The sequence below is a fragment of the Algibacter miyuki genome, assembly GCF_030409805.1.
Classification (GTDB): Bacteria; Bacteroidota; Bacteroidia; order Flavobacteriales; family Flavobacteriaceae; genus Algibacter; species Algibacter miyuki.
The window spans coordinates 57,725-83,068 of record NZ_JAUFQP010000015.1 but is presented as its reverse complement, the minus strand read 5'-3'; the positions used below and the strand labels follow the sequence as shown (position 1 = coordinate 83,068).

Here is a 25,344-nt window from a genome sequence, read left to right as displayed (position 1 = left end):
AATAGCAAATTTGTAGAACAATTAAGAACCAAAAAAAACCTAAATACATGAAACTAGCAATTGTAACAGCCTACCCGCCAAGTAAAGTAACACTAAACGAGTACGCTTACCATTTAGTTAAACAATTTAGACAAAAAGAAACGGTTACCGAATTAATTTTATTAACCGATAAAACTGAGGGTGAAAAAGATCTAGAATTTACCGAAGCTGGATGTAAAATTACAGTAAAATCTTGTTGGGAGTTTAACAGCTACACCAATATATTTAGTGTTACCAAGGCAATTAATGCAACGCAACCCGATTCTATTTTGTTCAACCTACAGTTTATGAAGTTTGGAGATAAAAAAATAGCAGCAGCTTTAGGTTTAATGTTGCCATTGGTGTGCAAATTAAAACGCATTCCGAACATTGTTTTGCTTCATAATATTTTAGAAGAAGTAGATTTAGGAAACGCCGGGTTTACATCAAACAAAATCATGCAAAAATTATATGGTTTTATAGGTACTACTTTAACGCGTTTAATTTTACAAGCCGATACAGTAGCTGTTACCATGGAAAAATATGTAACCATTTTAGAAAACAAATACCAAGCTAAAAACGTGAAGTTAATTCCTCATGGTACTTTTGAAATTCCTGAACAACCTCAATTTGATATTCCAAAAGCACCCATGCAAATTATGACTTTTGGAAAATTTGGAACTTACAAAAAGGTAGAGTCTATGATTGAAGCTGTTGTAAAAGTGAGAGCAAAAACAGGTTTAGATTTAGAAGTTGTAATTGCAGGAACCGACAACCCCAATGTGCCTGGTTACCTAGCTCAAGTAAAAGAAAACTACAAACACGTTCCACAAGTGCGTTTTACTGGATATGTTGAAGAATATGAAGTACCAACCTTATTCAACGAAAGTGCTGTTGTGGTATTCCCATATACATCTACAACCGGAAGCTCAGGTGTTTTACACCAAGCCGGTAGTTACGGAAAAGCTGTTGTAATGCCCGATTTAGGCGACCTTGCTTTGTTAGTGAAAGACGAAGGTTACCAAGGTGAATTTTTCGAACCAACATCAGTAGATAGTTTAGCCTCTGCAATAGAAGCTATTGTTACAAACGACGATTACAGAATTGAACTAGGAAAATCAAATTATAGAGCTGCTACTGCATTTCCAATGGGGAAAATAGCCGATATGTATTTGAATACTTTTGAAAATATAATAGCTAAAAAGTCTAAAAACAATGTAATTACAGCATCTAAGGCTGTTATTTAATATATTTAAAAGCTTCTTTTTTCATCCCATTTTCATTTATAAAACCAAAACGTTTTTGAGTGTTACGACGCCAAGGTCTTAGACCAACAACGTCTTTAGGTACGTCGACAAAATCATATAAAGTCCAAGACATAAATTGCAACTTATTAGAAGCAATAATCTCTTGGATTTTTTTGTGGTAATTAGCTTGATCTTCTTCGGAAGAACCTAAAGGTTTCCAGAAACCACTATAAGAAGACAATCCAAACTCCTGTAATACCAACGGTTTATCCGGAATATTTTTGCGTATTTTTTTTACAGCAGCATCGAGCTCATTTAAATCTTCATAATAATGAAATGAAACAATATCTACTTTATCGTTTAAAATAGTTGCACTTTGTGTGTTAGACCAACCAATAGTTACCGGATGTTGAGTATCTACAGATTTTACTAAATCGATCATATTATCCAACCAAGCGATAACCATGTCTTTTCCTCTAGACTCAAAATCAAGGTTTGGTTCGTTTTTAATATCCCAAGCAATAATAGCGTTGTGGTCTTTAAAAGTAGACACTATAGTTTCTGCGTGACGTTGATTTAAGGTCCAATTCATTACAGAATAATCACCATAAAAATCAAATAAGGTTAATACTACTTTTAGGTTTTGTTCTTCCGCAGCATCTAAAGTTTGTTTTAATTTTTCTAGTTTTTTAGGATCTACATCAGCTTTTCCAAAGTCATCATATTGCACAAAAATCCTAACCGAATTTAAGCCAGCTTCTTTAATAACTTTAAAGTCGTTGGCAATTGTGTCTTTCGCAAAAGCGTCACCAAACATGTTCCAAGGTGTTGCTTTTGGATAGTAATTAATCCCTTTAATAATTAAATTATCGGTTTCAATTTTTGCTGTTTTTGCTTCAAAAGGATTACTGCTTTCTTTTACCAAATGTCTAATACGCCAAAAACCATCTTCTAATAAAAACACCATTTTGTAAGTTGAGGTTTCTGTTGTTTCTAGTACTAGTTTTTCAGCTTTAAACACTCGTTTATACTCTACAACATTTCTATCTGTAATAACAGCAAGTTGCCCGTCTTCACTAAAAAATTCCAAAGTTGGATTGTGGTTTAAAGTGGTTGCTTCAATGGTTGTATTTTCAGCTTTGTTTAATTCTATAAATGCATATAAATTTTCTCTGGCGCTATCGGTATAATAATCTTTTATACCAGCAGTTTTGTTGGTTTTGTAGGCTACTTGCTTGACATACCAAGCATCTAAATAGTCATTTTGTAAGGCATTTAGATTTTCGGTATCCATTGGGCGACCTTCCTTGTTTAAAGGTTCCCAAATTAATTTTGGAGCGTATTGTTCAACTTTTTGTATGTCGGTATGTAGCATCGTGCTTCTGTCTGCTCCAGTATTTAAGTAGCTAAAAAGCGCACTTATACCAGATATAATCAAGGCTACAATCATAATATATGAGATTATTAATATGGTACGTAATATGTTTTTATTGAGACCTACCATAGTTTTTTGTTATTAAATGTTTTATTTATTCCAGCAGTTTCAACACTAAAACTATACGTGTCGTTTTGATAAACAGCAGGCTTTAAATTAAAAGTAACATACCCATTAAAAGATGTTTTTATAATGTTATCAATAAGCACATTGTCTTTGTAAATTGAAAGCTTAACGTGTAAGCCATCCGGAATCATTTGTTCCATAAAACTTTGTAAAGGACCAACTAGAATTTCACGGTTTTTATTAGCAAAAGCAACGTCAAAATCTTCAATAACACTTTCATAGTTTAAGGTAATCGTATTGCTTTCTGCCATACCATCTACATAGGCTTTTATGCTCCAGTTGTCTTTAAAATCAGGATGAATGATCTTAGAGTGTGCAACTCCATCAATAGTCGTTCCTGTGGTTTTTAAAATGTTTCCGTGGTCGTTGGTTATAAAAAAGGTAACAAATGTGCCATCGCTAACCACATTGTCTTGCTTGTCTTTTAGTACAGAAGTATTAAACGTAGTCACTTGATTGCCGTCGGCGTAGTTATGTGGTCGTTTTGCCGAAATTTTAAAATCTGTAGGAATTGCAGCCCATACATTAATGGTAAATTCTTTAGAGTTAATTCCTAAACTTTCAGAAGATACTAACATGCGTCCGCTTTCTCGCTTAGAATTTATGTTTCTCCAGGCAATTAAATTATTAGTAAATATATCGTCGTTTTCTTCGGAATCTAAAAACTGAAACTTCGCATTTACCTTCGTATTTGTTGGTACTGGATTATCTAAAGAATCTGTAGGTATAACAACTAACATCGTGTAATCTGTTCCTCCGGCTTCAATACTTGGCGGACCAATATAGGTTTCCATGGTTGCCACTTCTGCTTTTGGATTTATGTTGAATTGACCTGAAATCGCATTGGCTTCATCTATCAATTTCCAATTAACAACACCTATTTTATTAGTAATGTTTTTAGGAATTTTATATTGAATAAAATTGTCTTTTAATTCAGCCGAAACTAAAGTTGAACCATAACTATTAGAGCAATACAATAGTGGTTTTTTGCCTTCTGAAGCCGTAAATTTTAAAACAATAGCATTACCAACTTCAAAATCGGTTTGTGTTGTTTGCAATGCAATGGGAATAGTCGATTCGCTTTTCTGCGCAACAGCAAATGATGATAATAAAATCAGACCTATAACAAATATGTATGTGTGTTTAAAATGCATTAATTAGGGCTTCCTATGTAGGTGTTAATTTCTATTTTAATATAACTAAAATCAGGATGATCAATTTTTTGTAATTGGGCATCGCTATGGGTTTCAATTCTGTTAGGGACGATTTTTCCAGAAATGGCATCGTTTGGTAAACCATTTACAAAAATGTTTTTCATGTCTGTATTTACTATTTTTATTTGACCATTTTGTAATATGTGGTATTCAAAATCTTGCTTACGTTGTTGTCTTACACCTTCTTTTACAAATAGGTGATCTACCCAAACCATGTCTTTATTTTCGTCATAGTAAGTTACTAAAAGTTGAGGTATTGTTATTTCCTGGATTCCGCTATTAAATAAGTTTCCGTTTATAATACTGTCTTTAATGCTAATGGCACTTAACACCACGTTTTTGTATAAGTCAGATCCCGAAACATTTCCTGCAACTTGTAAGTTGAATTTTGTTGGTTGTTCTTCAAATTCAATAGGAGTAAATTCATCTGGATTAAACGTGTCTGGAATAGAATCTTGCGATCTAGACCAGGCAATACCTTCAAAGTTAATACGGAAACTACTAGATTCTTTGGGCATTAATTTATGCTTTACGTGGTACTTTGCATTATACGTTGCCAGTTGCTTGTTCTTATCGTTGTAAAGTGTTCCTTTTAAAATAACATCTGCAGGGACATTATCTACGTTTTGGACTTCTCCAATTATAGCATAGCTACCATCATACTGCACTAATGTAGCTGAAACGACTTCTAAAACAGGTTGTTTTAAAATATCTTCATGGTGTGTTTGCTCTGTTGTAACCCTTCTTCTCCCTTGATTAAAATACTTGGTTGCATTATTAGAATATAGTTGATCTGGTGGTAAATCGCTATTTAAATCGTCTGGTTGTAAATACCATTTTCCTTTGCGTTTGGATAACGATTTATAATCCACTTTTTCAATTTTCTCTAAAGGCGTAATCCATTGGCTAGTCACTTTTGCCGAAACGGTACTATCGTTGTGTTTGGTAATTTCGGTTTCAATAGCATCCATTTTTGCATAGCTACTTAGCAAACCATCGGTTACCGATATCTCTAGCATGTATTGTGCTATTGGCAAGTTGTTTTCTGGATCTATTAAGCTATACGCTTTTTCAAATTCTTTAAAATCTAAAGCATCATAATATGCGATAATGGCATTTTCTGGACTGCGTTGCGAATCGTTTTTTAGATAGAATAAGTAGATGCCATAAAACACCGCTATGGCAAGAATTAATGACCAAACGTGAGTGATTCTTAAAACATTCCTATTAAATTTATTATACGTAGTCGGAAACTTTAAAAAGTCTGGAACTGGTTTAATACGTGTTTTTAAAGCATTAACCCAAAGCATTTGTATGTTTAAAATAAAGGCAATTAAAACTGTTAAAAACGGAATGATTCCCCACATTATTTTGAGCCATTTGGCAACATCTTCTTTAGGTAAAATAGATGAAACTGGCGGAATGTTGAGGCGTTCCCAAACCATGATACCATTTTCTAATTGTCGTAATCGTTGCCAACCACAGAAATAAAGGATGGGATCGTAAAATTTATCATTAGAAAATATGTACTTCAGATTATATTTTTCAGGAGTAGTTAAAAATTGCTGTAGTGATCCAATTCCGGCAACACCTTTAAATTTTGAGTTTTCTAAACGCTCTATTGGTCGTGTGGTTAATTCTGGTAATCGTCTTGCGGAATGGTAGTTTCCATCGACAGTCATGGCATTTGTTTGCGCACTTAACCAAGCCATTTGATCGCCAAAACCTAATGTTAAAAAACGCCATTTATCATGATCATCTTGATTTAAGAAATTCACGATAGGTAACATCTTTATTTTCTGTGGTTGTGACGGTCTAAAGTAGTTTAAGCTCATGGTGAAAACGACCATAAAAACCATTAATCCTGCTAATATTCCACCAATAATACGATGGTAAATAGCACCAAATTTAGACTGAATAAGATCCTTTAAATCACCTTCAACAAAGCGATATGTAAATTCGCCCATTAACGGAATAGATAATATGGAAGCCCAAAGTGTAAATCTATCTAAGGTTAAAATGTTAAATGCAGTTTCGCCTAGCATTTTTAAAGGTATAGGCGTGGTTCCTCCAGTTCCTAAAATGGTACAAATGGTTATGGATAAACCAAAAAACAAATAACGTTTGCTATAATACCTGTAGAATATATATGGTAATAATACGAGTAAAATCCCCCAAGGAATTAAAAAGAATACTAATCCTGATGACGTAATTTCCAAGAAATTATCTCGAGAACCATGAGGAATGGGAACCTGAGTAATCGGGTTGGCTTTAGAGTTTAACCAATACGGAAAAATACAACCTATTATTAATACCAACGATAGCATCCCGAAGCTTACAATTCGCTTAAATAACTTAAAAAAACTATTCAAAAAGAGCTTAAAAGTTACTTCTTTCATCGTGTTGACTTGCTCACGTGAAACATCCATAATCACCATTCCTATTAAAGGAAATATAAAAAATATCATCCCAAAAATAGGTGTAACATGATGTGATGTTACTGTTACGGCAATTAAAGATAAGGAGGTTGCTAAATACCATTTCTTACCTGTTTTTAACCACAAATAGATCTCAGGTAAGGCATGCATTAAAACAGAAACTCCTATTATACTTGGTAATTGTCCGAAAATATGAAGTGTTTCTACAAAAGAAGATGAAAACACAGCCAAAACGGAGGCATAACCTGCAACTTTTTTGCTAGCGGTCATCATGAGTGAAAAACGATAAGCCCCCGTAATAAATAGTACAATAGCAATTAGAGCAACGCTAAACATTCCAAATTTCAAACCGCCAATCATAGATAACAATGCTATAGATTGATGCACTAACGGCGGATAACTCTGCACTGTAAACCCAGTATACCACTCGTAATTCCAAGGTTCGAACCAGCTATTTGCATAATGATCTGCAAAAAACAAGTGTATAAGCGCATCATAGGTGGTTTCTAAAGTAAAAAATATAGAACTACCATGAAAAGCCATCCCTAAAAGGATAGCTGCGATTAAGTATTTATTTGAGGTTTCCTTCATTTAAAGCCTAAGCTGTTATGATCTTGTAAATATAATTAATTTAAACAGTCCGCCGTTTTTAATTACCTACACCAATCTACCATTCGTCGACACTTAAATATCGATTAAGCTAAATTAAAAATTCACAAGGGCTTTCTGTAGTATTTTTGATACATCAATAATAATAAAATAGCTTATCATGAAAGTTTTAGCAATAGATGACCAACAATTAGTATTACTACCTTTACAAAAAAGATTAACCGAGCTGGGATATGATGTAAAAATTGAAACTGATGCTACTAAAGGTCTTGAAACTTACGAATCCTTTCAGCCAGATTTAGTTATTGTTGATATTAATATGCCTGGAGTTTCTGGATTAGAAGTTGTAAAGCACATTAGAATTACAAAAAACGCTCAAACCCCTATTATGGTTTTATCTGGAGATACAAAAGACGAAACCATTACGGAGGGTTTCGATTTAGGTATTAACGATTACATGAAAAAACCTTTAAGCTTGAACGAAATTAGTGCGCGTACAAAGCGATTAATTGGAGCTCCCACAGTACAAAATAAAGTATCTAAAAGTAATGTCATGATTCAAGAACGTTGTGTTGGTGTTGTTATCCCCTGTTATAATGAAGAAGAGCGTTTATTAAGTGAAGATTTTATTACTTATATAGATAAAAACTCAGGATACCATTTATGTTTTGTAAATGATGGAAGTAAGGATAATACCTTAGAAGTTTTAAAACAATTACAAAAAGGAAGAGAAGATTTTATTACCGTTTATGACTGTGATAAAAACGGAGGAAAAGCAGAAGCGGTACGCTTAGGTATGCTGCACATGGCTAAAAAAGAAGATTTAGATTACATAGGCTTTTTAGATGCCGATTTATCGACAGACTTAGCTGATTTTGATGATTTAGTGAAGACTATTGAAACCTCAGACTTTAAAATTGTTAGTGGATCACGCATCTCAAGAATGGGCGCTAATATCACTAAGGAATCTGCAAGAAAAATAATTAGCTTAACCATTAACTTCATAATCAGAAAGATTTTAAAAATGGACTTTAAAGACACACAATGCGGTGCTAAAATTTTCCATAAAGATGTTATTGAAATCGCTTTTGGGAAAAAGTTTGTAACACAATGGATTTTTGATGTAGAGATCTTTAAAAGAATGAGTATACATTTTGGATTAAAGAAAGCTAAAGCCATGCTTTGCGAACAACCATTAAAAAGATGGATTCATGCCGATGGTTCTAAATTATCAATGAAAGACTCTGTGAAAATAATATTTCAATTAGCCGAAATCTCTTGGGTTTACAGAGGAAAATCTAATAATAAGCAACAAAAAAACAATACTAGTTTAGTTTTGAATTCGTAAGAAACCTATAAAAAAACACAATCTCCCATAAAATACAGTAACGATATTCTTTTCTAAATTAATACGAGTAAACAGATCTTCAAAAATCGGATTAAAATAGATACCGTAATATTAATTTATAATTTCTTATTTGACATTATAAAAAATAGAATTCATCCCAAAATCTGCATTAGCGTCAATAATTAATGTTTTTGAATTAAGGCTTATATTAAAATTATAGCACCTTTGAAAAAAACAAATTATGGAAAATATACTTGTAGCTGGTGCCAATGGTACTACCGGAAAGAAAATAGTAAACCTTTTAAACGCTTCACAATATTTTACGCCCATTGCCATGGTGCGTAAACCTGAGCAAATTGAGCAATTTAAAAAAGATGGTATAGAAACTGTTTTAGGCGATTTAGAACGTGATATAACACACACTTTAACCGCTGTAGACAAAGTGATATTCGCAGCAGGTTCTGGAGGAAAAAAAGTGATAGAAGTAGATCAAGAAGGTGCTAAAAAACTAGTTGATGCTTCGAAAAAAGCATCCATTAAAAAATTTGTTATGTTAAGTTCTATGGGGGCAGAAAACCCTGAACAGGCCGATGATTTAAAAGATTACTTAAAGGCAAAACATAATGCCGATGAGCATTTAAAAAACAGTAACCTGACCTACACTATTGTTAGACCAGGTATCCTAACAAACCAAAAACCAACAGGCCATATTATCCTAAAAAAGAGTTTAGACCAACGTGGTTCTATCAGTAGAGACGATGTTGCTCAAACTTTAGTGCGCTCCCTACACGATGATGCCGCTATTAATCAAACTTTCGAAATTATTGAAGGTGATATGCTTATAGGAAAAGCGCTAGATACCCTTTCATAATATCACGTTTTACAGCATAATACCTGTAGGTTCGTTTTACTTTTAAGACTTGCCTACAATTTTTTTAGATGAAATAAAACTGGTACACCATTCTTTTTTCACTCCTAAAATAAATGTAATAAACGTACGCTATAAATGGAAACATTACACCCCACACATAAATTTAAAATTAAAGAATTACCTTCTTTAATTAAAGAAACCTACCAATCATGGATGGCCGACGATCCGTTTAGGCTAAGCGCTATTGTGGCCTATTATACCGTATTGGCTCTCCCCGCTTTGTTGGTTATTATTATTAATGTTGTGGGATCTATTTGGGGTATTGATATTATTCAAGGGCAACTCACAAATGAAATCACTGCCGCCTTAGGAAAAGATGCCGCCGTAGCCATAGAAAGTATTATTAGCGAAACACAACATTCTGAAAAAAACTTAGCCTCTACCATCATCGGTATTGGCACCTTACTGTTTGGAGCTACTGGAGTTTTCTACCAATTAAAAATATCCTTAAACGAAATATGGAAAATTAAACCCAATCCGAAAGCCAAAGTTTGGAAAATTGTGACCGATCGTGCCTTAAGTTTTGCTTTTATTTTGGTTATCGGCTTTTTATTATTAGTTAGTTTTATAGTAACAGCAGCCATTAGCGCCTTAAACACATATATACGAGACGCCTTACCAGATGTTTTATTATACCTTGCCTATATCTTAGATTTTGTACTATCTGTTAGTCTAATCTCAGTACTTTTCGCCTTAATGTTTAAGTATTTACCCGATGCTAAAATAAAATGGAGCACCGTATGGATTGGTGCCATATTAACCGCCATTCTTTTCGTAATTGGAAAATTACTACTAGGTATTTATTTTGGACAAGCTGATCCAGGATCTACTTATGGAGCTGCTGGCAGTATCGTATTAATTCTACTCTGGGTATCTTACTCTTCACTCATTTTATTTTTTGGTGCCGAATTCACTTATGTCTATGCCAAACGCTATGGCAGCGGTATCGAAGCCAAAAATACGGGAGTGATTAAAGATTAATTCCCACATTTTTCCGCGTTAATCTTTTAATCGATACCATTAATCTATGTCTTAATGAATTATCAATTTTGAACACATGGTAGCACTCCAATGGGCACCTCTAACTTATGAAACATATTAGTCCAAACATTATTCGTCAACTTTTTGTTCTGCTTCTCATACTCTTAATGGGAGCCCTGATATTTCAAGAAACACTTCCTTATTTAAGCGGTGTTCTTGGAGCAATTACCATTTATGTTATTTTACGTAAACCCATGAAAAAACTAGTCGAAAAAGGCTGGTACCCAAATCTTGCAGCATTGTTTTTAATGTTCCTTTCATTTTTATGTATCATGATTCCTTTAGTAGGTTTAGGTCTTATGATGGGGAGTAAAATTCAATATGCGGTAGATAATTCGCAAAAAGTAATTAATGCCATAAAAGATCAAATAGCCAAAGTAGAATCGTATTTTAATATCAATACGACTTCGGAAATTGATACAGGTGCCATCACCTCTTGGTTATCCGATGAACTTCAGAATTTTGCAGGCGGCACGTTCAACATGGTAATCTCCGTTACATTGATGTACTTTCTACTATTTTTTATGCTTACCAACAGAAAAAAGCTTAAAGATGCCTTATTTGCATACATCCCAATTAAAGATGAAAACCTTAAAACTATAAGTAAAGAAACTAGTGCTAATGTAAAAGCGAATGCCCTTGGAATCCCTTTAGTAGCCATAGGTCAAGGACTTGTAGGCTTAATTGGTTTTTTAATTTTTGGGGTTTCCGATCCCTTTTTCTGGGCAGCCATTGTTACCGTAGGTTCCATGATTCCTTTTGTAGGAAGTGCCTTAGGAACACTCCCCGTGTTTTTATTAGCGCTTTCCAATGGCGATAGTTTTCAGGCATGGGGCATCTTAATTTATGGCGTTGTAGCCATTGGAGCAACCGATAATGTGTTTAGATTATATATTTTAAAACGTTTAGACGATGTGCATCCTTTAATAACCTTATTAGGTGTTTTAGTTGGTGTACCGTTGTTTGGTTTTATCGGACTTATTTTTGGACCATTATTAGTCAGTCTCTTTCTAATCGTTATTCGCATTTATAAAAATCAATACGGCGAAGCTCAAGAAAAAACATCAAATCACACTTCAATTGAGTAAAACAAATTCATTTACTTAAGAAACCTATAAGCTATTATGGATAGCGTCAAAAAGGAAAGTGAAGCAGTTAACCCCAACTATAAACAATTCGTAATATTGAAGTAGAAAGAAAAGTAACCCATTCTGATTTATTTCAGAATAAAAAAACTACAATTATGAAAATAGGAATAATAGGAAGCGGAAATATTGGAGGAAATTTAGGAAAACATTGGGCACTAGCTGGCCATAATGTTCTTTTCGGATCGAGACACCCTGAAACATTAGGAAGCCTTGTAAAAGCAGCAGGAAGCAATACAAAAGCCTTAAACGTGGCCGAAGTTTTTGAAGCTAACGCAGACGTATATGTACTCGCTATGCCATTTAAAGCCATTGATGAAATTGCTGAACTATACGCCGGCGAATATGGCGATAGCATTATTTTAGATGCCACAAACCCATACCCAGAACGCGATGGTGAAATGGCACAACATGTGCGCGATGCTAATTATAATGCTTCGGAATATACAGCCATGAAATTCGCTACTGCAAAAACAGCTAAAGCTTTTAATACTATACAAGCAGAGCATTTAAAAAATCGTGCCTTTAGATTGGAAGATAAATTATCGGTTCCCTTTGCGGCGCAAGATCAAAAAAGTAAAGCCGTTGTAGAAACGTTAATAGCCGATATTGGTTTTGACCCCGTGTATGTTGGAGATTTAAGCGAAACCAAAATCATGGATCCCGATCAAGAAATCTACGGTATGTCGGTTTCTAAACCCGAACTTTTAGAAGCAATACATTCTCAAAAATCATTTTAACCCCTTAATTTCTTTACATATTTAAAAGAAATTAACTAAAACATAAACATATGCAAATTATATATGAATATCACGATGTGTCCGCAAGCAGTAGCTTAGAGGCCATAGCCAAAGACAAACTAGAAAGCTTACAGAAAAAATTCAATTTCGTCCACCGGGCAGATGTCTTTTTTAAAGTACAAAACCGAACAGATGATAAAGAACAAATTTGTGACATACGTTTAAGTTTACCTGGCCCAAGGATATTTGCATCTACAAATGCAGAAACATTTGAAGCCGCTATTGCTGAAACTATAAAAGATTTAGAAATTCAGCTAAACAAGACAAAAGATAAAATGGGAGCGAGATAAACGCTTTATCAAATATAACTATAGGTGGTTAGAAATGGTCTTGACAAACTTTTGGATGTTGAGACCTATTTCTTTTACAGCCGTCCCATTTTCACATTAACCCTTAAAACATAACATAATGAAAACTTCAGAAAATATAAAAAACACAGATTCAACCTATAATTCTAACATTACAGAAGATGACATTAGTGCCTTACGAAAAAAAGGGCTGAGAGCAGACTCTGAAGATGATAGATTATTATTAGACCGCGAAGAATCGGTAGATTTTGAAGGCAAAGATTTAGACATACCAAAAAGCCTAGAACCCTATTTAAAAAGCAAAAAACAACTTACTGATGAAGAAAACACTTTATTTGGTCAAGGTGGTGAAACTAAAGAGAATTTAGAAGCTCCAGAGCGCGCTAATGAAAGTAGAACCGAGAAGTAGAAAGCGCCTGAGCCGTAAATTAAAACTTTAAAAGAAAGAAAAATTATGAGTAATACAAACGATAAAACCAAATTTGAGACTATTAATCCCGCAACAGGAGAAACGATAGCAACATATAATTATATGAACAGCAAAGAGGCTGCCAACAAAGTAAAGGACGCCCACAATGCATTTTTGAAATGGAAATTAACGTCTTTAGATGAACGAGCAAAAATTATAAAATCCATAGGTAAAACTTTAGAGAAAAATAAAGACGCTTATGCTAAACTAATGACTCAGGAAATGGGTAAACTCATTTCTCAGAGTTATGAAGAAATAGAATTATGTATTGGTATTTGCGAGTATACCGCTACAGAAGGTTTAAAACATTTAGAAGATGAACATAGACCACTTTACGATGGCGGAAAAGGGACCATACACTACTCCCCAATAGGTGTTATTTATGGTATTCAACCATGGAATTTCCCGTTATACCAACCTATCCGTTATTCTATAGCCAACTTAATGGCAGGAAACGGTATTTTACTTAAACACGCCAAAAACGTCACAGGATCGGCTATTAAATTGAAAGAAATATATGAAGAAGCAGGACTTCCAAAAGATCTATTTCAGGTACTCGTCATTAATCACGATGTATCGGATGAAATTATTGCCAACGATGCCGTTAGAGGTGTTACCTTAACAGGAAGTTCTGGTGCCGGAAAACACGTGGCTGTAAAATCTGCCGAAGTATTAAAGAAAACCGTTTTAGAACTTGGTAGTAATGATGCTTATGTTGTTTTAGACGATGCTGATATAGACTTAGCTGCAGAAGTTTGCGCCAAAGCTAGAATATACAATAATGGACAAACTTGTGTTGCCGCTAAACGATTTATAGTAGTTGATAGTGCATATAATGCTTTTAAAGAAAAGTTTGTAAACCTTATGGAAAGTATGGAACTTGGTGATCCCACAAATTCGGATACTGATTTAGGGCCCATAGCTCGAAAAGATTTAAGAGAAGAATTACATGATAAAGTAACAAAAAGTGTTGAAAACGGCGCTAAAATTTTATGTGGTGGAGAGATACCAACAACAAAAGGGTACTTCTACCCTTCTACTGTTTTAGATAATGTAAAACCTGGGCAACCTGCTTATAGCGACGAGCTTTTTGGGCCTGTAGCGTCTTTAATTAAAGCAAAAGATAATGAAGATGCTATGCGCATTGCCAATGATAGTAAGTTTGGTTTAGGTGGTGGTATTTTTAGTAAAAACGAAGAGAAAGCTTTAGAGTTAGCCAAAAATCATTTTGATACAGGAATGATACACATTAATTCTTATGGCTTAGCGTACCCTAATATGCCTTTTGGAGGCGTTAAAGATTCGGGTTACGGAAGAGAACACGGTGGCTTTGGTGTACGAGAGTTTACTAATGCAAAAGCCATTACGCAACAAAAATAATAGACTTTATTTGAAGATTCTTTCAAATTATATTAAATAACAAAAATCTCATCTTGAATGACTTTCAGGATGAGATTTTTTTATACACTAAACATAAAAAGAGCCCTAATTACGGGGCTCTTTTTATATCACTTAATCTATTTGTTTCTGCTTCTATTTCTTGATATATACCGTTTTCTTATTCACAAATTCTAGTATGCCTTCCTGTGAAAGTTCGCGTCCATAACCAGAGGCTTTGGTTCCTCCAAATGGCAATTGCACATCAGATTTTACCATTTCGTTTACAAAAAATGCACCATCCGGAATATCTAAAATGAGTTTCTTGGCTGCCTTAATATCTTTTGTAAAAATCATGGTACCTAATCCGAATTTGGAGTCAGTTGCTACAGTAATAGCTTCTTCCTTATTTGCCACTCGAATAAATGCAGCTACAGGACCGAAAAGCTCTTCTTCAAAGGCTGGCATACCGGGTTTTACATCTTCTAAAATTGTGGGCTCAAAATAATTCCCTTTAATAGTATTTCCATAGGTTACCTTAGCTCCTTTTTCAACAGAAGTTTTTACTTGTTTTTCTAAAGTGTCTACTAAATCTTTTCTGGCCATAACGCCCATTTCTGTTTCCGAAGCCATCGGGTCTCCAGATTTAATTTGGTCTAATCGGTTCTTAAAAGCTTCAACAAATTCATCATAAATAGCATCTACAACAACAAATCGTTTTGCTGCAATACAACTTTGCCCAGCATTTTGCATTCGTGCCATTACTATAGTGTCTATATGTTTTTCTAAATTGGCATCGTCCAGTATAATACAGGCGTTATTTCCTCCCAATTCCATAACCGATTTTTTCAAATGTTTACCAGCTAAAGTTGCAATGGTTCTACCTGCTTTTTCACTTCCTGTAAGGGTTACACCTGTAACGGTTTCGTGTGCAATTATGGTTTCAATAGCATCATGCTCTATCAATACGGTTTGAAAACAATTTTTCGGATATCCAGCATCTAAAAACAATTGTTCTATAGCTAAAGCACAACCTGTTGTATTAGATGCATGCTTTAAAATAGCCGTATTTCCTGCGGTTAGTGTTGGTGCTGCAAAACGCATAACTTGCCAAAACGGATAATTCCAAGGCATAATAGCTAAAATAGTTCCGGAGGGATCATAACTTATAAAACTCTCTTTGGCATCGGTTACTATTAAATCATCAGCTAAAAAATAGGCTGCATTTTTGACGTAGAAATCGCACACCTGACTGCATTTTTCAATTTCTGCTAAACTTTGGCTTATGGGTTTTCCCATTTCCTGAGTCATTAATTCTGCATATTCTTGTTTTCGTTCTATTAATAATAAGGATACCTTATGTAATAAATCGGTACGGTTTCCTATAGATTCTGTTTTCCATTGCTTAAAAGCTTCGGCAGATTTCGAAATAATTTGTCCAATATCATCATTATCATGTAATTTATATTCTGCTATAATCTTATTATTAAAGGGGTTTTTCGTCTTTATCATTATATTTCATTTTTAATTAATAGAGCTCCAAGTTATACCGTTAAAAAACATAAAGATAGCACAATAGCTTTTCTTATTAACCCAAAACCTATTTGTCTTCTAAGTTAATATTTTATGCGTTTGCGTCAATACAATTTGTTATTTGTTTGCATCTTTGTAACAGAAACAACACATAATATTAATTTTAAAATTTTACAACATGAATAATAACGGAAACACACTTTTAGGTATTTTAGCAGGAACAGCAATAGGCGCCACTTTAGGTATTCTTTTTGCTCCAGATAAAGGATCGGCAACTCGAAAAAGAATTGCAGAACAAGCGGAAGCTGCTAAAGAAAGTATTACAGAAACCACTTTAGATATTAGAGATAAAGCCGCATCAACGGTAGCCTCTAAAAGAGAATCATTGGATACGCAATTGGAAAACATTGTATCGGATGTGAGCCATAAAGCAGAAGATGTAATCTCAACGTTAGAAACTAAATTAGCAGATCTTAAAGCGAAGAATAAAAAACTTCAAAAATCATAAAAAACACATTATAAATGGGAATCATTGAAGCATTAGACGAGACCAGCTCAAAAGCTGTTAAAACAGGAGAAGACTATGTGCAAACCACAAAGCATTACTTTGAACTTAAAGTATTTCAGCAGTTGGCCATACTTACTACTTCAACCTGCAAATTAGCGGTCTATGGTATTCTTTCCACGCTTGGACTTATATTTTTAGCCATTGCAGGAGCGGCCGCCTTGAGCACCTATTTTGGTAGTACCGCATTAGGTTACCTATGTATGGGCGGCATATTTTTTGTCTTAGTTGGCTTAGTGTACTTGGTTAGAAAAAAGATAGAAAAAAGTGTTATTAAAAAACTCTCTAAAAATTATTTTGACTAATGAAAAAGAAAAATTATAGTTCCTTAGAGGAAATTAATACAGAACTACATCTATTGAGTCTTCAACGCAAGATTCATATGGAAGAGCTTAAATTAACTAAACATCAGTTAAAAGAAGATTTAAGTCCTGCCAATTGGATAAACACGGCCCTACAAGGCATTAAAAAATATGGCATTCTAATGCTACTTCGGAAAATTATAAAATAGAATAAGAGTTCCAAAATTTCCCCTATAATGGTAAAACACCATCCAATCGAATAATCGATTAGATGGTGTTTTTTTTGCAGTAAAGTGAAATCAAAATTTCCATAAAACCCTTTTGCATTTGAGTTAATAACAAAACGTATGGCGTCAATGTTAGTCTTGCTTTACGTGTAAATTTGAATATGATATTAAACGGACAGTATCTTAAAAAAAAATGTCCTCCTAACTTAAATTCACAAAACCATGAGCACTTACACAGAAACCGTAGGAAAAAAATTAAACAATCTATTAGAGAAAACATACGACGCAAAAAAAGGTTACGAAACAGCAGCCGAAAACACCGATCATACATTATTAAAACAATACTTCAAAAAACGTAGTTTGGAACGTATGAGTTTTGGGCAAGATATTAAAAATGAAATTTTGAAATTTAGCGAAGAACCAGAAAAAGATGGTAGTATTACAGGTGCTGTACACCGCGCCTGGATGGATACTAAAGCACTTTTTTCTGCAAATGATGCAGAATCGATGTTAGAAGAATCTATAAGAGGAGAAAAATCGGCCGTGCAAGAATATGAAGACGTTTTAAAAGACACCGCATTACCCGTGAGTACCGCAACGCTTTTATCGAAACAATTACAGACGATTAAATCGGATTTAAGCACCATTAAATTTTTAGAAGATTTAAGCTAATACGCTAAACCTTATAATAACTCGCCGAGATCAAACCATTTCAACTATAAGCAAATGGATTAACAATAGAACGGATAACGGCAATACAAACGCCACTTAAATGGCATCTTTGTATAAAGGAAGTTAATAAAGCATTAACAAACCTATTAATCTTAAAACACAAAACTATGTTACGTTGGACAGTCACTTTTATCATATTAGCAATTATTGCAGGAATTTTTGGATTTGGAGGTATTGCAGCAGGAGCCGCAAGTATCGCTAAAATTTTATTCTTCATTTTTATCATACTATTTATAGTATCTCTAATTAGAGGAAAAAAGAGTATTTAAAATATCCTCAAACTTGAAGCAATTCAAGGCTAATAATAGCATTAAATAAAACCAAATAGAAACCCTTAAAACAAAAAACAATGAAAAAATCACTGATTTACCTAGTATACACCCTATTATTCACCATGTCACTTTCAGCTTTTACAAGTTGTAGAGATGAAAAATCAACTTCTGAAAAAATAGAAGAAACTATTGACGACGCTGGAGACAACATCGAAGAAGGCGCTGAAGAAATAAAAGATGAAATTGACGATGCCACGGACGACAATTAATAGCAATTTGACTTAACAGCATTAACGGGCATTTCTGTAAAAGGAATATGCCCGTTTTTTATAACAATTAGCGCATGTTGGAACATTAAAAAACGAATATGCCAAAAAACGAAAAACTATGAAAAATACAAACTTAGAAAGCGAGAAAGACTATATAACGGCTTATCAAAATAAAGGTTACACCCATAATTTCATGATGGTAAACCATCAGTTAGTGTCTACAGACACAAAAAAAGCCTACTACCCTATAGATGTACAAGTTGTTGCAGAGCACCGTTTTGAAGGTATGAGCAACCCTGCAGACATGTCGGTGTTATACGTTATTGAAACTAAAAGTGGCTGTAAAGGTACCGTACTGGCAAACTACAGTCCAACAAGCAATACAACTACTGCCGAATTTTTTAAAGCGGTACCTAAAGAAAACATATCTCAAATAGCGAATATTTTAGGTGTAGAACTGTAATGTTCTTCCCTTAAATATTTGCCTAAAAAAATCACCGCTTTAAAATCTTTCCTTTAAATGCTAATTCCATCTAAAAAACAACAAAAACCACTTAATACCAGTAGATTATAATTTATCAAGCTTTCCGAAGCCACTTCCATACATATTTCTTTTTGTAGGGTTGTAAAAAAAATTAGACATATCAATAAAAACCCTATATTTATCGAAATAATTTATAGTCAAAAAAAGACTTTTATTTTATCGACAATTTAGATCCAAATTAGTCTGGTTTTATGAAAATGAATATTAAGTTTGATTATAACATCATCTGTAAAGCCGTTTTACAAGAACAGCTCGATGGCTTAAACCTAAAGTATAAACTTAATAATTTAGGTGAAATACATTTTAACAAACACCTTACAGCTAAAGAGTTAGAATCACTAACGCTTGCTTTCGGAAAATATGGCATTGAAATATTAGCCAATCCGCAAAACGTTTTAGTAGAGCGCATCAAAGATTTGATAACCGAACTTATTAACGATTCTGAGAAATCAAGAAAGTATAATGTGTCGCATTATTTATCCGATACTTTAAACTATTCTTACGCACATTTGTCGTCTATTTTTTCAGAAATCACTTATTCTTCTATCGAGAACTTTATTATTCTGAAAAAAATTGATTTGGCTAAACAGCTTATCATTCATAAAAATTTAACTTTAACAGAAATTGCTCACGAGCTAAATTACAGCAGCGTGGCCCATTTATCGACGCAGTTTAAAAAAACGACAGGTCTTACGCCTTCCGCTTTTCAACGCATTATAAAAAAAAGACAAGAGATTGAATAATAAAACAATAAAATTATGCCGTTAAGTATTATGAATATCGTCCTGGCCGATGATGATGAAGACGACCGCTTATTATTCGATGAGGCTATTACTGAAATCGATGTAAAAACAAAATTATCATTATTTAATGATGGTAAGGCCCTTATGGATTATTTATTATTGCCAGAAACGGTACTACCAGAAATTGTTTTTTTAGATTTAAATATGCCTATTAAAAACGGTATGCAATGTTTAAATGAAATTAGAAAGCACGATAAACTTAAGGAATTATGTGTGGCTATTTACTCCACATCATCTTCCGAACAAGACATCGAAAATACTTTTGTAAACGGTGCTAACGTATATATTAACAAACCCAATAGTTTTTCTGCATTAAAAAAAGCTATTGATAAAGTATTGAAAATTAATTGGCAATACCACACCTCTGCCTTAAATAGAGACAACTTTTTATTGCGTTTATAACACGCTTTTTCTGTTGTCATTTTCTAGGTTTCTATCATGTTAGCCATGTTGTTATGCAATATTGTGCTCATACCCTTTTTTTATTAACGCAATCCCTTTCGGCATTAACCGAATCGCGCTTTTAAAAAATAGTTTCCTTATTTTAGCGAGGTTATCAACCATACTAAAAATCAAATTAGAACGTGATTAAAAGATACAAGATATTTATTGTCCTCCTTATTTTAGCCCTATCGGTACTTACTTTTTTAGGGAGCAATAGTTATAAGCAAATTAGAGAACTCGAGAAAACGGCCGAAATGGTGGTGCATACCTTACGTATTGAAACCGAAATAAATAGTTTGTTTTCGCAGTATGCCATGATGCAGTCTAGAACGTTTGAAAACAAACTGCTAAATATCGTAGACCACAGCGATTTTTTCGACATCCAAAAAGATAGCACCTTAAAAATATATAATCGCCTAAGTGCATTAACCTCAGACAACCCCAAACAACAAGAGAGTTTAAAAGAATTAAAAGTTTTACAAAAAGATTTCTACAGCACTATAATTGCCATAAACTCCAACGCTACAACCGATAGAGAACTTGGAAATGCCCTTTTAACAGACGTTTCGGCTTTAATGCGTAAAATTGAGACCATTAAGGCGAGTATGTTGCAGCATGAGGAAATATTATTAACACGTCGCCAAGATCAATTTTCAGAATCGCGCCGCTTAAACCCTATAATGACCTTAATGCTAGGCATGTTCGCACTGGTTATCTTTATAATTTCATTCTGGCAAATTAATAAGCAACGCAAAAAAAATGATAAAACCACGCAGTTCCTAGAAAGCGTACTAAAAAACACCGAAAATATTGTAAGCTACTATACCCCAATAATGGATGAAAACGATACCATTATTGATTTTAAAATTGTGTACGTTAACGAAAATATTGAAGATGTTTTAGGTGTTCCCGCTCTTGTTTTAGAGGGGAAATTACTGTCGGACGTTATGCCATCACATTTTGAAAATGGCGTTTTTGAACATTTCGTGAAATGCTATACTTTAGGTGAAACACAACGTTTTGATAGAACCCATAAATTTAAAAATATAAACTTCCGTTTTAAAACCAATGTTGTTAAATTAAACGATGGCATTTTGGCAACAGCCATTGATACTACTGAAGAATACAGCATTAAACAAAATCTACTTTCAACTAAAGATCAGTTAGAAAATCAGAATCTTTTACTCTTAGATAATCGTGCGTTTTTAAGTAATATTTTTAAAAGCACTTCCAATATTGTAATGCACTTTAAATCTATTAGAAACGATATTGGAACCATAGTTGATTTTGAAACGCTCTTTATAAACGATTCTATAAGTGATATTATTGGAGATATTCCTGCCGACGTAAAACATAAAAAGGCTTCTGAAATATATCCTAACATATTCGAAAATGGCGTTTTCGAAAAAATGGTTACCTGTATTGAAGAAGAACGTCAAATTGAATACGAAACACAATTTGATAAAAATGGAGAAACCATTTGGTTTCATGCCACAGCAGTTAAACTGAATGATGGCGTTACCGTAACTTCTACTGATATTACGCTTGAAAAAAATAGAGCCGAAAAATTAAATATTTTAAATGCCGAACTTGAAATTCAGAACTCCATATTTAAAGATGCCGAAGGCGTTGCAGATATTGGCAGTTATGTGTGGTATTTAGATACCGGATCGGCTAATATTTCCGATAACTTTTATCGCATTTTAGGTTATAGTCCTAATGCATTTGACGTGACCTTTGACAGTTACCGGAAGTTTGTACATCCAGACGATTTGGAACGTTACGACCAACTAGGTCAAGAAACGGTAGAAAACGGAAAATCTGACATACATACTTACCGTATTATTACTAAAGCAGGAAACATAAAACATATTTATGTTAACGGACAAAAAGTGGTTAAAAATGGTAGATCGGCCTCTGTAGGCGTGGTTCAAGATATTACAAACCGTATAAAAACGGAAGCAAAATTAAGAACTAAAAATGAAGAACTTAAACGTTCTAATGCCGAGTTAGAATCTTTTAATCGTGTTGCCAGCCACGATTTACAAGAACCTATGCGGAAAATTCAAATGTTTGTATCTCGCTTATCGGAAGGCGAACTAGAAAAACTATCGGATAAAGGTAAAACCTATTTCGAAAAAATTGATAGTTCTGCAAACCGCATGCAAAAGTTGATTAAATATTTATTGGCTTACTCGCGAATTAACCGAACTAAAAAAGATTTCGTAAAAATCGAACTTAATGACACCTTAGAAAAAGTATTGGGCGATTTGGAAGAACGCATTGAAGCTTCAGGTGTCGATATTGCCGTAGATACACTTCCGTCTATTAAGGCTATTCCGTTTCAAATGGAGCAACTGTTTACCAATTTAGTGTCCAACGCTATTAAATACGGTAGCACTACTGAAGCTCCTAAAATTGTTATTGATTGTAAAAAACTGTCTCGAAACAAAATTTCAGAAGTATTTGATAAAAAACGAAAAAACTATTATCGTATTTCTATCATGGATAATGGTATTGGCTTTGATCAAGAAAATTCAGAAAAAATATTTGGACTTTTCGAACGCTTGCATCAAAAAAATGAATATTCAGGAACTGGTATCGGTTTAGCCATTTGTAAAAAAATTGTATTAAACCACAAAGGACATATTGTAGCACAAAGTGAATTGGGCAAAGGTTCTACCTTTTGTGTTTATTTGCCAGCATAAATAAATCCGTTTCATTTTCAAACCTTTTACTGTAAACGAAACCTGAATAACCCATCCTTTTTCCTATTATGATAGGTTGTAACATCTCCTTATTATATATCTAATAACTATCTTCTAAAAAAGCAAGCGCTATTAAAGTTATCCATTCTTTGGTATTTGTAAACATTCCAAACTGGTTTTAATCCATTTTTATTCAAAATCCAGTAGGCTTTAATAGCTTATAGCTAGTCTGCGGAACAAAACGACAGATTGCTATAAATTCTTCATTTGCATCAAAAATTTAATGTTTTGGCCTAAAATTATCCGCTTTCCCATAATTATATAACATAATACCAAAATTGTATAACGAAAAAGGTGTGTCTATTTCTGAACTTTGTATCAAACAAAAACAACACATCTATTATGATAAATACAAGCCAAAATCATCTAACAAATTCGAGAGTGGGCCGCATATGGTCGAGAGAAACATTAAACGATAAAGAGAGCGAAGGTTCTAATACGTCTATTATGAGTTCTAGAGAAGACTCAAAACAAAACACACGTTACTAATTATTGATATTAAATAATACCATGTCTAAAATATTAAATGTATTGGCATTACTCCTTTTAGGAGGTTGGGCTATCGGATTTTTTATCTATAACCTCGTTATTTTATCACATGTATTATTAGCACTAGCAACACTTTTATTAATAATAAAAGTACTTAAAGAAAAGTAATAACCACCCTTAAACCGCAACATTATGAAAGTTATAAATCTTAATACAAACCATTTAGAAGCAACCTTTAATCAATTTAAAGCAAACCTTGGTGGCCGTTTAGATGTTTCACAAAAAGCATACGCTTTAGAACTTGATAACGATATCGCTAAAGGAGAAATTAAAGGGGTATCAGTTAATGAAAACATCTCTTTTTTAGAGTATAATATAACGTTTGAACAGGATACGGTTATTACTAGAAACACCCCAACAACCAACCCGATATACTTCTTGTATTGTGCGGAAGGGCAAATGAGCCACGGTTTTGGAGTAGAGGGTAAACAACGTGCTTTAAATCAGTTTCAGACGGGTATTTTTGCTAGTGACCCACATAAAACTAGTTGTTTCTTTTTTAGAAAAGGGCAAGCGGTAAAATTTTCAAACATTAGCTTTGATACAAAATCTAGTGATGCCAATGATGGGTCTATAAATTTATTGCAAAAGCAACTTTTAAAAACCTTTATGCCAAAAGGAGACAAAGAAATCTTTGCATATATTGGATCGTATAATTTGAAAATAGCCGAAAAAATTCAACAATTAGAAGCTATTCAACAAAAAGGTGTGGTAAGACAATTACTAACAAACGGTATTGTACACATGATTTTAGCTTTAGAAATTGAGCAACACAATCAAGATACTAAAAATGGTGTAAGCAACTTCGGATCGCTTACCAGAAGTGAAATGGACACCATAAACGAGCTTTCTAACTTTATACAAAATTACCCTGAAATTAAATATACGTTAGCTTATTTAAGTAAAAAAGGCGGAATGTCTCCAGCAAAATTACAAGAAGGTTTTAAATTATTACACAACCGTACCGTATCTGATTATATTAGAAACACCCGTGTTGAAACCGCTGAAAACTTATTAAAAACAACAGATTTAAATATTTCGGAAATTGTTTATACCGTAGGGTTAACAAGCAGAAGTTACTTCTCAAAAATATTTAAGGAAAAATATAATTGTAGTCCTAAATACTATCAAGAAAACCAATACTCGGTAGCTGTAACAGCCTAATTAATAATCCATTCTTTTTTCGGGTTACCACCTGGAAATAACACAAAAAAAATCCGCTAGTTTAGCGGATTTTTTTCTTTTTGTTGGCTTTGCATTATCGATTTAAGTTACGTAAAAAAACACTCAAATATCAATAAATTATATATTTCTCAAAATCCATCTTACACATTGCTGATAAGTTATTCCTCCTTGTTGGCTTTGGGGAGGAACGTTTTTCTGACTATTAAGCCTTCTAAGTACCTGATTTCTATTACGACCACCAAAATTGATACGGGTCTCTCCCAATCCACCAAATTTTACATGTTCTGCGTGATGAACATGCCAAAAGGCACCTTGACCAGCGTTATAAGCATTCCCTCCATTTGCCAATTGAACCACCTGCTGTTGAGAACTATACTTATTCGCCATTGCTTGCAACTGCACTATTTGGCTCATTTTTGAGGCATTATTAACCATCTCTTGCTGTTTTCTTTGCATAACGACTTCAGGCCTATTGTCTATAAATTGAAAGGTAGATTGACCTCTTCTTTGATTCTGCGAAACAGCATGCTCCTCGAAATGGCTTTTATGCTCTTGTATTTTGTCTGCGTGAGTTTTCATTGTTCTTATTTTTTTAAATTTTCAGTTTACAACTTAATTATAGCTAATTCGTCTGCTATATGGCTG

The 25,344-nt window shown here is 33.7% G+C and carries 27 protein-coding genes; 22 read left to right on the top strand and 5 right to left on the bottom strand.

The window, feature by feature from the left end:
- Positions 1-47 precede the first annotated feature (47 nt).
- Positions 48-1,265 carry a glycosyltransferase gene (locus tag QWY92_RS18520; protein ID WP_290274342.1) on the top strand — a complete coding sequence of 406 codons (1,218 nt, stop codon included), beginning with the start codon at positions 48-50 and terminating at the stop codon, positions 1,263-1,265.
- Here QWY92_RS18520 and QWY92_RS18515 read toward each other — a convergent pair.
- Genes QWY92_RS18515 through QWY92_RS18505 form a run of 3 tightly spaced genes read right to left on the bottom strand, consistent with a single transcriptional unit; the run spans position 1,258 to position 7,069 of the window.
- The gene (locus QWY92_RS18515; RefSeq protein ID WP_290274340.1) at positions 1,258-2,769 is read right to left on the bottom strand and encodes a glycoside hydrolase family 2 TIM barrel-domain containing protein; all 1,512 of its coding nucleotides are present in this window, start codon (positions 2,767-2,769) and stop codon (positions 1,258-1,260) included. The two genes, QWY92_RS18520 and QWY92_RS18515, sit on opposite strands and share 8 nt — an antisense overlap.
- Positions 2,763-3,980 carry a hypothetical protein gene (locus tag QWY92_RS18510; protein ID WP_290274337.1) on the bottom strand — a complete coding sequence of 406 codons (1,218 nt, stop codon included), beginning with the start codon at positions 3,978-3,980 and terminating at the stop codon, positions 2,763-2,765. Before QWY92_RS18510 ends, QWY92_RS18515 begins: the two co-directional genes overlap by 7 nt.
- A complete protein-coding gene (locus tag QWY92_RS18505) occupies positions 3,980-7,069 on the bottom strand; it encodes a putative glycosyltransferase family protein (RefSeq protein ID WP_290274335.1) in 3,090 nt (1,029 codons plus the stop codon). The genes QWY92_RS18510 and QWY92_RS18505 overlap by 1 nt, the downstream gene beginning before the upstream one ends.
- Before the next feature lie 178 nt (positions 7,070-7,247).
- On the opposite strand from QWY92_RS18505, the gene QWY92_RS18500 reads away from it, so the two are divergent.
- From QWY92_RS18500 to QWY92_RS18465, 8 genes are all read left to right on the top strand, one after another.
- The gene (locus QWY92_RS18500) at positions 7,248-8,435 is read left to right on the top strand and encodes a response regulator (protein WP_290274333.1); all 1,188 of its coding nucleotides are present in this window, start codon (positions 7,248-7,250) and stop codon (positions 8,433-8,435) included.
- A gap of 241 nt (positions 8,436-8,676) precedes the next feature.
- The gene (locus tag QWY92_RS18495; protein WP_290274329.1) at positions 8,677-9,306 is read left to right on the top strand and encodes an SDR family oxidoreductase; all 630 of its coding nucleotides are present in this window, start codon (positions 8,677-8,679) and stop codon (positions 9,304-9,306) included.
- Between the two features lie 135 nt (positions 9,307-9,441).
- Positions 9,442-10,347: a YihY/virulence factor BrkB family protein gene (locus QWY92_RS18490; RefSeq protein ID WP_290274328.1), complete on the top strand. Its 906-nt coding sequence runs from the start codon at positions 9,442-9,444 to the stop codon at positions 10,345-10,347.
- A 107-nt stretch (positions 10,348-10,454) separates the two neighbouring features.
- Positions 10,455-11,495, top strand: a complete 1,041-nt coding sequence (locus tag QWY92_RS18485) for an AI-2E family transporter (protein ID WP_290274326.1) — start codon at positions 10,455-10,457, stop codon at positions 11,493-11,495.
- Positions 11,496-11,650: 155 nt separating this feature from the next.
- Positions 11,651-12,292: an NADPH-dependent F420 reductase gene (locus QWY92_RS18480; protein ID WP_336622108.1), complete on the top strand. Its 642-nt coding sequence runs from the start codon at positions 11,651-11,653 to the stop codon at positions 12,290-12,292.
- A gap of 50 nt (positions 12,293-12,342) precedes the next feature.
- Positions 12,343-12,642, top strand: a complete 300-nt coding sequence (hpf, locus tag QWY92_RS18475; RefSeq protein ID WP_290274323.1) for a ribosome hibernation-promoting factor, HPF/YfiA family — start codon at positions 12,343-12,345, stop codon at positions 12,640-12,642.
- A 118-nt stretch (positions 12,643-12,760) separates the two neighbouring features.
- Entirely contained in the window at positions 12,761-13,069 is a 309-nt protein-coding gene (locus QWY92_RS18470) for a hypothetical protein (protein WP_290274321.1), read from the top strand.
- A 45-nt stretch (positions 13,070-13,114) separates the two neighbouring features.
- The gene (locus QWY92_RS18465; RefSeq protein ID WP_290274318.1) at positions 13,115-14,509 is read left to right on the top strand and encodes an NAD-dependent succinate-semialdehyde dehydrogenase; all 1,395 of its coding nucleotides are present in this window, start codon (positions 13,115-13,117) and stop codon (positions 14,507-14,509) included.
- A 153-nt stretch (positions 14,510-14,662) separates the two neighbouring features.
- Here the strand turns inward: QWY92_RS18465 and QWY92_RS18460 are convergent, their stop codons facing one another.
- A complete protein-coding gene (locus QWY92_RS18460; protein WP_290274315.1) occupies positions 14,663-16,018 on the bottom strand; it encodes an NAD-dependent succinate-semialdehyde dehydrogenase in 1,356 nt (451 codons plus the stop codon).
- Positions 16,019-16,217: 199 nt separating this feature from the next.
- On the opposite strand from QWY92_RS18460, the gene QWY92_RS18455 reads away from it, so the two are divergent.
- From QWY92_RS18455 to QWY92_RS18395, 13 genes are all read left to right on the top strand, one after another.
- Positions 16,218-16,547: a YtxH domain-containing protein gene (locus QWY92_RS18455; RefSeq protein WP_290274311.1), complete on the top strand. Its 330-nt coding sequence runs from the start codon at positions 16,218-16,220 to the stop codon at positions 16,545-16,547.
- 14 nt (positions 16,548-16,561) lie between these two features.
- Positions 16,562-16,909, top strand: a complete 348-nt coding sequence (locus QWY92_RS18450) for a hypothetical protein (protein ID WP_290274308.1) — start codon at positions 16,562-16,564, stop codon at positions 16,907-16,909.
- A complete protein-coding gene (locus QWY92_RS18445) occupies positions 16,909-17,115 on the top strand; it encodes a DUF6327 family protein (RefSeq protein ID WP_290274305.1) in 207 nt (68 codons plus the stop codon). The genes QWY92_RS18450 and QWY92_RS18445 overlap by 1 nt, the downstream gene beginning before the upstream one ends.
- A gap of 240 nt (positions 17,116-17,355) precedes the next feature.
- The gene (locus tag QWY92_RS18440) at positions 17,356-17,805 is read left to right on the top strand and encodes a ferritin-like domain-containing protein (protein ID WP_290274301.1); all 450 of its coding nucleotides are present in this window, start codon (positions 17,356-17,358) and stop codon (positions 17,803-17,805) included.
- A 167-nt stretch (positions 17,806-17,972) separates the two neighbouring features.
- Positions 17,973-18,134, top strand: a complete 162-nt coding sequence (locus tag QWY92_RS18435) for a DUF1328 family protein (protein ID WP_290274298.1) — start codon at positions 17,973-17,975, stop codon at positions 18,132-18,134.
- 80 nt (positions 18,135-18,214) lie between these two features.
- On the top strand, positions 18,215-18,406 hold the full coding sequence (locus QWY92_RS18430; protein WP_290274296.1) for a hypothetical protein: 192 nt from the start codon (positions 18,215-18,217) through the stop codon (positions 18,404-18,406).
- A 118-nt stretch (positions 18,407-18,524) separates the two neighbouring features.
- Positions 18,525-18,869, top strand: a complete 345-nt coding sequence (locus tag QWY92_RS18425) for a hypothetical protein (protein WP_290274293.1) — start codon at positions 18,525-18,527, stop codon at positions 18,867-18,869.
- Between the two features lie 272 nt (positions 18,870-19,141).
- A complete protein-coding gene (locus QWY92_RS18420) occupies positions 19,142-19,693 on the top strand; it encodes a helix-turn-helix domain-containing protein (protein ID WP_290274290.1) in 552 nt (183 codons plus the stop codon).
- Between the two features lie 15 nt (positions 19,694-19,708).
- Positions 19,709-20,155: a response regulator gene (locus QWY92_RS18415; protein ID WP_290274287.1), complete on the top strand. Its 447-nt coding sequence runs from the start codon at positions 19,709-19,711 to the stop codon at positions 20,153-20,155.
- A 182-nt stretch (positions 20,156-20,337) separates the two neighbouring features.
- Positions 20,338-22,905 carry an ATP-binding protein gene (locus tag QWY92_RS18410; protein WP_290274284.1) on the top strand — a complete coding sequence of 856 codons (2,568 nt, stop codon included), beginning with the start codon at positions 20,338-20,340 and terminating at the stop codon, positions 22,903-22,905.
- 402 nt (positions 22,906-23,307) lie between these two features.
- Entirely contained in the window at positions 23,308-23,454 is a 147-nt protein-coding gene (locus QWY92_RS18405) for a hypothetical protein (protein ID WP_290274281.1), read from the top strand.
- Positions 23,455-23,475: 21 nt separating this feature from the next.
- On the top strand, positions 23,476-23,622 hold the full coding sequence (locus QWY92_RS18400) for a hypothetical protein (RefSeq protein ID WP_290274278.1): 147 nt from the start codon (positions 23,476-23,478) through the stop codon (positions 23,620-23,622).
- A gap of 24 nt (positions 23,623-23,646) precedes the next feature.
- Complete coding sequence (locus QWY92_RS18395) at positions 23,647-24,678, top strand: helix-turn-helix domain-containing protein (RefSeq protein WP_290274275.1); 1,032 nt, start codon at positions 23,647-23,649, stop codon at positions 24,676-24,678.
- Positions 24,679-24,816: 138 nt separating this feature from the next.
- Here QWY92_RS18395 and QWY92_RS18390 read toward each other — a convergent pair whose 3' ends face one another.
- The gene (locus QWY92_RS18390; protein WP_290274273.1) at positions 24,817-25,278 is read right to left on the bottom strand and encodes a hypothetical protein; all 462 of its coding nucleotides are present in this window, start codon (positions 25,276-25,278) and stop codon (positions 24,817-24,819) included.
- Positions 25,279-25,344 lie beyond the last annotated feature (66 nt).

Excerpts from the sequence above, each read along its gene's own strand:
- QWY92_RS18455 (WP_290274311.1), top strand. The coding sequence starts at position 16,218 with ATGAATAATAACGGAAACACACTTTTAGGTATTTTAGCAGGAACAGCA.
- QWY92_RS18510 (WP_290274337.1), bottom strand. The coding sequence starts at position 3,980 with ATGCATTTTAAACACACATACATATTTGTTATAGGTCTGATTTTATTA.
- QWY92_RS18395 (WP_290274275.1), top strand. The coding sequence starts at position 23,647 with ATGAAAGTTATAAATCTTAATACAAACCATTTAGAAGCAACCTTTAAT.
- hpf (WP_290274323.1), top strand. The coding sequence starts at position 12,343 with ATGCAAATTATATATGAATATCACGATGTGTCCGCAAGCAGTAGCTTA.
- QWY92_RS18415 (WP_290274287.1), top strand. The coding sequence starts at position 19,709 with ATGCCGTTAAGTATTATGAATATCGTCCTGGCCGATGATGATGAAGAC.
- QWY92_RS18495 (WP_290274329.1), top strand. The coding sequence starts at position 8,677 with ATGGAAAATATACTTGTAGCTGGTGCCAATGGTACTACCGGAAAGAAA.
- QWY92_RS18465 (WP_290274318.1), top strand. The coding sequence starts at position 13,115 with ATGAGTAATACAAACGATAAAACCAAATTTGAGACTATTAATCCCGCA.
- QWY92_RS18390 (WP_290274273.1), bottom strand. The coding sequence starts at position 25,278 with ATGAAAACTCACGCAGACAAAATACAAGAGCATAAAAGCCATTTCGAG.
- QWY92_RS18485 (WP_290274326.1), top strand. The coding sequence starts at position 10,455 with ATGAAACATATTAGTCCAAACATTATTCGTCAACTTTTTGTTCTGCTT.
- QWY92_RS18420 (WP_290274290.1), top strand. The coding sequence starts at position 19,142 with ATGAAAATGAATATTAAGTTTGATTATAACATCATCTGTAAAGCCGTT.
- QWY92_RS18405 (WP_290274281.1), top strand. The coding sequence starts at position 23,308 with ATGATAAATACAAGCCAAAATCATCTAACAAATTCGAGAGTGGGCCGC.
- QWY92_RS18490 (WP_290274328.1), top strand. The coding sequence starts at position 9,442 with ATGGAAACATTACACCCCACACATAAATTTAAAATTAAAGAATTACCT.
- QWY92_RS18470 (WP_290274321.1), top strand. The coding sequence starts at position 12,761 with ATGAAAACTTCAGAAAATATAAAAAACACAGATTCAACCTATAATTCT.
- QWY92_RS18500 (WP_290274333.1), top strand. The coding sequence starts at position 7,248 with ATGAAAGTTTTAGCAATAGATGACCAACAATTAGTATTACTACCTTTA.
- QWY92_RS18430 (WP_290274296.1), top strand. The coding sequence starts at position 18,215 with ATGAAAAAATCACTGATTTACCTAGTATACACCCTATTATTCACCATG.
- QWY92_RS18460 (WP_290274315.1), bottom strand. The coding sequence starts at position 16,018 with ATGATAAAGACGAAAAACCCCTTTAATAATAAGATTATAGCAGAATAT.
- QWY92_RS18425 (WP_290274293.1), top strand. The coding sequence starts at position 18,525 with ATGAAAAATACAAACTTAGAAAGCGAGAAAGACTATATAACGGCTTAT.
- QWY92_RS18435 (WP_290274298.1), top strand. The coding sequence starts at position 17,973 with ATGTTACGTTGGACAGTCACTTTTATCATATTAGCAATTATTGCAGGA.
- QWY92_RS18440 (WP_290274301.1), top strand. The coding sequence starts at position 17,356 with ATGAGCACTTACACAGAAACCGTAGGAAAAAAATTAAACAATCTATTA.
- QWY92_RS18450 (WP_290274308.1), top strand. The coding sequence starts at position 16,562 with ATGGGAATCATTGAAGCATTAGACGAGACCAGCTCAAAAGCTGTTAAA.
- QWY92_RS18400 (WP_290274278.1), top strand. The coding sequence starts at position 23,476 with ATGTCTAAAATATTAAATGTATTGGCATTACTCCTTTTAGGAGGTTGG.
- QWY92_RS18515 (WP_290274340.1), bottom strand. The coding sequence starts at position 2,769 with ATGGTAGGTCTCAATAAAAACATATTACGTACCATATTAATAATCTCA.
- QWY92_RS18480 (WP_336622108.1), top strand. The coding sequence starts at position 11,651 with ATGAAAATAGGAATAATAGGAAGCGGAAATATTGGAGGAAATTTAGGA.
- QWY92_RS18520 (WP_290274342.1), top strand. The coding sequence starts at position 48 with ATGAAACTAGCAATTGTAACAGCCTACCCGCCAAGTAAAGTAACACTA.
- QWY92_RS18505 (WP_290274335.1), bottom strand. The coding sequence starts at position 7,069 with ATGAAGGAAACCTCAAATAAATACTTAATCGCAGCTATCCTTTTAGGG.
- QWY92_RS18445 (WP_290274305.1), top strand. The coding sequence starts at position 16,909 with ATGAAAAAGAAAAATTATAGTTCCTTAGAGGAAATTAATACAGAACTA.